The sequence below is a fragment of the Idiomarina sp. UBA4206 genome (assembly GCF_002383015.1).
GTDB classification, from domain to species: Bacteria; Pseudomonadota; Gammaproteobacteria; order Enterobacterales; family Alteromonadaceae; genus Idiomarina; species Idiomarina abyssalis.
This window is the reverse complement of sequence record NZ_DFTS01000004.1, coordinates 44,610-46,051: the sequence shown is the minus strand read 5'-3', so window position 1 is coordinate 46,051 and position 1,442 is coordinate 44,610. Positions and strand designations below refer to the sequence as shown.

General features: G+C 49.1%; 1 protein-coding gene. It reads left to right on the top strand.

Annotation, left to right across the window (positions count from 1 at the left end):
- Positions 1 to 1,442, top strand: a 1,442-nt coding sequence (locus tag B3180_RS00565; RefSeq protein WP_286842262.1) for an efflux RND transporter permease subunit, incomplete at both ends; no start/stop codon positions are given.

Sequence of the window (1,442 nt, the reverse complement as noted above, 5' to 3'; positions counted from 1 at the left end):
GACCATTATTACCTCTATGGGTCTATCGGTTCTTGTGGCGATAATTTTCTCACCGGCACTGTGCGCTACTTTACTTAAACCGGTTAAGCATGACAAAAACAGTGGCTGGGGACCGCTTGGATGGTTCAACCGTACCCTTGAGAAATGGACCGTCAAGTATACAAACTCCATTCATTCAATTTTACGCCGCACCATTCGCTTTGGCTTGCTGTATTTGGGTATTATTGGCGTGCTTGCCTACCTCTTTACTCAACTGCCATCATCTTTCTTACCAGACGAAGACCGTGGCGTATTTCTGACCCAAATGCAGTTACCGGTTGGTTCTACCATAGAACAATCGGTCAACACTATGGACAAAATTGAAGACTACTACCTGAACCAGGAAGATGCAGTGCAGTCCGTCTTCTCCGTTGTTGGGTTCAGTTTCTCAGGACGCAGTCAGGCTAACGGTATCGCTTTTGTTCGCTTAAAAGACTGGGATGAGCGTGACGAAAGCCAGAGCGTTGAAGCCGTTATTGGACGAGCTTTTGGTTTCTTTGCGACCATTAAAGAAGCCATGGTCTTTGCCTTTAACCTGCCACCAATTCCGGAACTCGGCGTTTCCAGCGGTTTTAATCTGTTTTTACAAGACCGGGGGAACCTGGGTCATGCCGGTTTGCTCGAAGCCCGTAACCAATTACTGGGTATGGCCGGACAAAACGATAAACTGGTTCAGGTACGCCCGAACGGACTTGAAGACGCTCCACAGCTGCGAATTGATATCGATTTTGAAAAAGCTCAGGCACAGGGGCTAACTATCGCAAGTATCAACGACACCTTGAGCACTGCCTGGGGCTCATCCTATGTGAATGACTTTATTGACCGGGGAAGGGTCAAAAAAGTGTACCTTCAGGGCGAAGCTGAATCTCGTATGCTGCCGCAGGATATTAACGACTGGTACGTACGAAATAACCAGGGCGACATGGTGCCATTCAGCTCCTTCTCCAGTTGGGAATGGACTTATGGTCCACAGCGAGTGGAGAGCTATAACGGCGTTTCTGCAATGGAGATCCAGGGGCAAGCTGCTCCGGGCGTTAGCACCGGTGAGGCGATGCTTGAAATGGAGCGAATGATCGAGCAACTGCCGCCGGGAATAGGCTTTGAGTGGACAGGTATTTCACTGCAAGAACGTCAATCCGGTGATTTCGCCCCAATTCTTTATAGCGTATCCCTGATTGTCGTATTCCTTTTCCTTGCGGCGCTTTACGAGAGTTGGTCGATACCTTTCTCTGTCATGCTCGTTGTACCTTTGGGAATTTTAGGCGCTGTTATCGCCGTCATGCTGCGGGGTATTTCTAACGATGTCTATTTCCAGGTTGGTCTGCTAACCACTGTTGGTGTATCGGCACGGAACGCGATACTCATCGTGGAGTTTGCCAAAGACTTACAGGAACAGGGCAAGG